This is a genomic window from Noviherbaspirillum sp., assembly GCF_036846085.1.
Classification (GTDB): Bacteria; Pseudomonadota; Gammaproteobacteria; order Burkholderiales; family Burkholderiaceae_D; genus Noviherbaspirillum.
Genome location: NZ_DAIUCO010000360.1, coordinates 1 through 3986 on the forward strand (window position 1 = coordinate 1; position 3986 = coordinate 3986).

General features: G+C 60.9%; 3 protein-coding genes. 2 read left to right on the forward strand and 1 reads right to left on the reverse strand.

All coding sequences use genetic code 11. The features are described 5' to 3' along the window. Nucleotides 1–213 precede the first annotated feature (213 nt). Complete coding sequence (locus V7080_RS24575) at nt 214–1821, reverse strand: AMP-binding protein (protein ID WP_334191005.1); 1608 nt, start codon at nt 1819–1821, stop codon at nt 214–216. Between the two features lie 184 nt (nt 1822–2005). Between V7080_RS24575 and V7080_RS24580 the strand changes: the two genes are divergently transcribed. Next, the gene (locus V7080_RS24580; RefSeq protein WP_334191006.1) at nt 2006–2674 is read left to right on the forward strand and encodes a TetR/AcrR family transcriptional regulator; all 669 of its coding nucleotides are present in this window, start codon (nt 2006–2008) and stop codon (nt 2672–2674) included. Between the two features lie 82 nt (nt 2675–2756). After that, nucleotides 2757–3884 carry a branched-chain amino acid ABC transporter substrate-binding protein gene (locus V7080_RS24585; protein ID WP_334191007.1) on the forward strand — a complete coding sequence of 376 codons (1128 nt, stop codon included), beginning with the start codon at nt 2757–2759 and terminating at the stop codon, nt 3882–3884. Nucleotides 3885–3986 lie beyond the last annotated feature (102 nt).

Consider the following 3986-nt stretch of genomic DNA (forward strand, 5'->3'; position numbering starts at 1 on the left):
GCGGCTCCGATTTGCGCGGCACAAAGCAGTGCTTTGTGAAACCCCGCGCTCATCCCCTGCGAGGGGGAAGGAGCCGGCTCGCTTACAACCTTTCCACGTCACCCCTCGCAAGCGGCTGCGATTCAGCCGCCGCAACGCATGCATTGCGAAACCCCGGCTTCATCTCTTACGGATGGAAAAAGCTGATCAAAGCTTGCCTGTCCAGTCAGTCCGTCAATCCTCCCTCAACAACCGCCGCAACACCTTCCCCGCCCCCGTCGCCGGCAATTCGCTCCGAAACGCCACCTCCCTCGGCACCTTGTACGCCGACATCTGGTCGCGGCTCCAGGCGATGATTTCTTCCGCCGACACATCGCCCGCATCCGGCTTCAGCACCAGCACTGCCCTCACCACTTCGCCCTTCTGCGGGTCCGGCACACCGATCACCGCCGCCTGCTTCACGGCGGGATGCTTGACGAGGATGACTTCCACCTCTTCGGGGAAGACGCTGTAGCCGGAGACCTTGATCATTTCCTTGAAGCGGCCCGAGAACGTCAGGTAGCCGTCGGCGTCGAGCGTGCCCATGTCGCCGGTATGCACCCAGCCGTCGCGCAGCGTCGCCGCCGTGGCATCCGGCTTGTTCCAGTAGCCCTTGAAGTTGCCTGCACTGCGCAGCACGATTTCACCCATTGCACCGGGAGGCAGGTCCTGTCCGCTCTGCTGCTCGACGATTCGGCACTCCACGCCGGGCATCAGCACGCCCTGCGTGCCCCACTTGATCGCGTCGCGCGGCGTGTAGGTATCGCAGGTATGGGTCTCCGACAGGCCGTAGGCAGCCTCGAAAGTCTGGCAGCCGCCGGCGAACTCCTGCCATTGCTGCGCCAGCTCCCTGGTAAGCGTGATGCCGAAACTGGTGCAGGGATTGATGCGCAGCGACCGCAAGTCGTAGTTCCTTGCCTCCGGCACCTGCATGATGGCCACGTTCATCGGCGCGATGCTGTACCAGTTGGTCACTTTGTAGCGGTCGATCGCCTGCAGCACGGCGACCGGATCGAAACGATGCAGCAGTACCGCCGTGGCACCGCTGTACATGGTGACGTTGATGCCCATCAGCATGCCGGCGATGTGATACATCGGCGCGACCGCCAGCAGAATGCTGCCGTTGTCGACGCTCCCTGCATAGTTGGCGCCGGCGGTCTTGAACAGCGCGTTCCGGTAGGTCAGCATCGCACCCTTGGGCATCCCGGTCGTGCCCGACGTGTAGGTCATCAGCACCACGTCATCCATCGACAGCTCCGTCGCCGGAAGGGTGCCCGCCGCACCGTCGAGCGCGTCCAGGAAATCGGTCGTGCCTTCCGGCCGTATTTTCGGCGTGCGCATCTCGGGCGGCACGGCGATGTCCGGCTGCTGCGGCAGCAGGTCGGCGTAATTGGTCAGGAACACGTGCCGCAACGCCGTCGTCGCCAGCACCGACTGCACCACCGGGTACAGGCTGTCGGCCGCCACGATGACTTCGGCGCCGAGGTCGCCGACCTGGTATTCGAGTTCATGCTTCTTGAACAGCGGACTGCAGGGGCTGACGATCGCCCCCAGTTTCTGGATGCCGAAGTGCGCGATCGCATATTGCGGGCAATTGTTCAGAAACAGCACTACCCGGTCGCCCTTCTTCACGCCGAGCCCGTGCAGCCGGGCGGCGAACCGGTCGCTGAGGCGATCGAGTTCGCCGTAGGACAAGCCGGCGCCGTACCAGATGTAGGCCGGCTTGTCGGGTTGCGTGCGCGCATGCTGGCGCAGGTATTCATGCAGCGGCTTCTCGCCCTGGGTGTAGTCGATTGATTGCATCCAACACTCTCCTTTGTATCGATCTTGTGCATGCCAGCATGATGTTGCGAAATGGAGATCGCATTGATCCAGCGCAAATCCGGCAGGCTTTCAGGCCATACCATACCAGACGGTAGCATCTTTATACCGGCTGGTATATTGTTGCGGACACGGGAACCTTCTTCCCGACATTTTCCGGAACTGCATGAAGAAAAGTATTGCACAAAGGGCGCAGCAGCAGCGGCAGACAATTGTCGACGGCGTGCACGACCAGAAGCGAGAACGCATTCTTGAGGTGGCGCGCGAGCTATTCTTCCGCCAAGGCTTTGCCGGCACGACGATGGCGGACATCGTCGAACAGCTCGGCGTGACCAAACCCTACGTGTACTACTACTTCCCCAGCAAGAATGATTTGTTCGAGACACTGTGCTGGCAAGCTTCCCATGCCTGCCTGACGGCGATGCATTTCGACAAGGATGATCCGCGCACCGCGGTGGAAAAACTGCACGAGGGATTGCATCGCTTCGCCGCCGCCAACATCGTTCACTTCAAGGCCGGCACCTTTTTCTATCGCGAAAGCGGCGTGCTGCGGGCACCGCTGCAACGCAAGCTGCGCACGCTGGCGCGCCGCTTCTACGACGAACTCTGCGAACTGCTGGAACAGGGCAGGCAGGATGGCAAACTGGACTTCGACAATACCAAGCTGACCGCCCTGGCGATCGGCAGCATCGCCGGATTCATGTACACCTGGTACCGGCCGGACGGCCGCATCAGTCCCGAAGACATGGTCGGTCAACTGCAGAACATCCTGCTGAAGATAGCCGGCGCCAATGCGCCCGCCATGAAAAGGAAGGCCGCCGGCAGGAGAAATTGATACATCAAAGACGGGGTGCGAGGCCGCCTCAGAAAGCATGTCCGCACCTGCCATTCACAACCTGGAAAGAGACGAGTACATCATGAGGAAAACATTACTTTGCCTGTCGCTTGCCGCATTCTCGGCGCACGCATCCGCCCAGTCTTCCGCGCAGGGGACGTTCAAGGTGGCATTCATCGATCCGCTCAGCGGGCCGTTCGCCGAGATCGGCGAGCTGATGCACACCCACATCAAATATGCGATCGAGGACATCAATGCCAAGGGCGGCGTGCTGAACGGCACGAAGATGGAATTGATATCCATCGACAACAAGCTGTCGCCGCAGGAAAGCCTGATTGCGCTGCAGAGTGCGATCGACGCCGGGGCGCGCGTCGTGTTCACCGGCGGCTCCGGCTCCACCGCGGTCGGCGCAATGGTGGAGGCCGCCAACAAGAACAACGAACGCAATCCCGACAAGGCGATCCTGATCGTCAATCATTCGTCGATCGACCCCGAGCTGACGGGCAAGCGCTGCAGCTTCTGGCATTTCATGACGGAGGCCAACACGGCGATGAAGATGAAGGCACTGACTGCCTTCATGAAGGAAAAGCAGGACATCAAGAATGTCTATCTGCTGAACCAGAACTATGCACATGGACAGATGTGGGCCAAGCTCGGCAAGGAGATGCTGTCGTCGGTGAGACAGGACGTTAAGTTCGTCGGCGAAGACCTGCATCCGATCGGGCAGGTAAAGGACTTCTCGCCCTACGTCTCGAAGATCAAGGCAGCCGGCGCCGATACCGTCATCACCGGCAACTGGGGCAATGACCTGAACCTGCTGGTGAAAGCCGCCGCTGATGCCGGCACCAACCTGCGCTTCATCAACCACAGCGCCGGCGGCGTGCCGGGCACGGTGCTGGCCGTGTCGCAGGCGAAGGCAGGCCAGCTCACCTGGGTGGGCGAGTGGCATCCGAATGTGGAGAACCCGAAAGTCACGCCGGTCGCCAACGGTTACAAGCAGCGCTACAACAAGAGTTTCCTGGCGCCGCGCATCGAAATGTCACCTCGCATGATCGCCGCCGCCATCGAGAAGGCCAAGTCCATCGATCCGCTGAAGATCGTCCTTGCACTGGAAGGCACGAACTACGGCTTCCGCACCGAGACCGTCGTGGAGGGCAAGGACCTGGCGTTGCCGACGGAGTGCAAGATGAAGAGGCCGTCTGGGGCGTGATGGCGTGAGTCGGGCAACTTGCGGCTTCGCTTTGCCGTGAAAGTTCTGACTATTTGACCGTTTTGACTATTTATTTAATATCGCCGCACGGCTCCTTCCCCC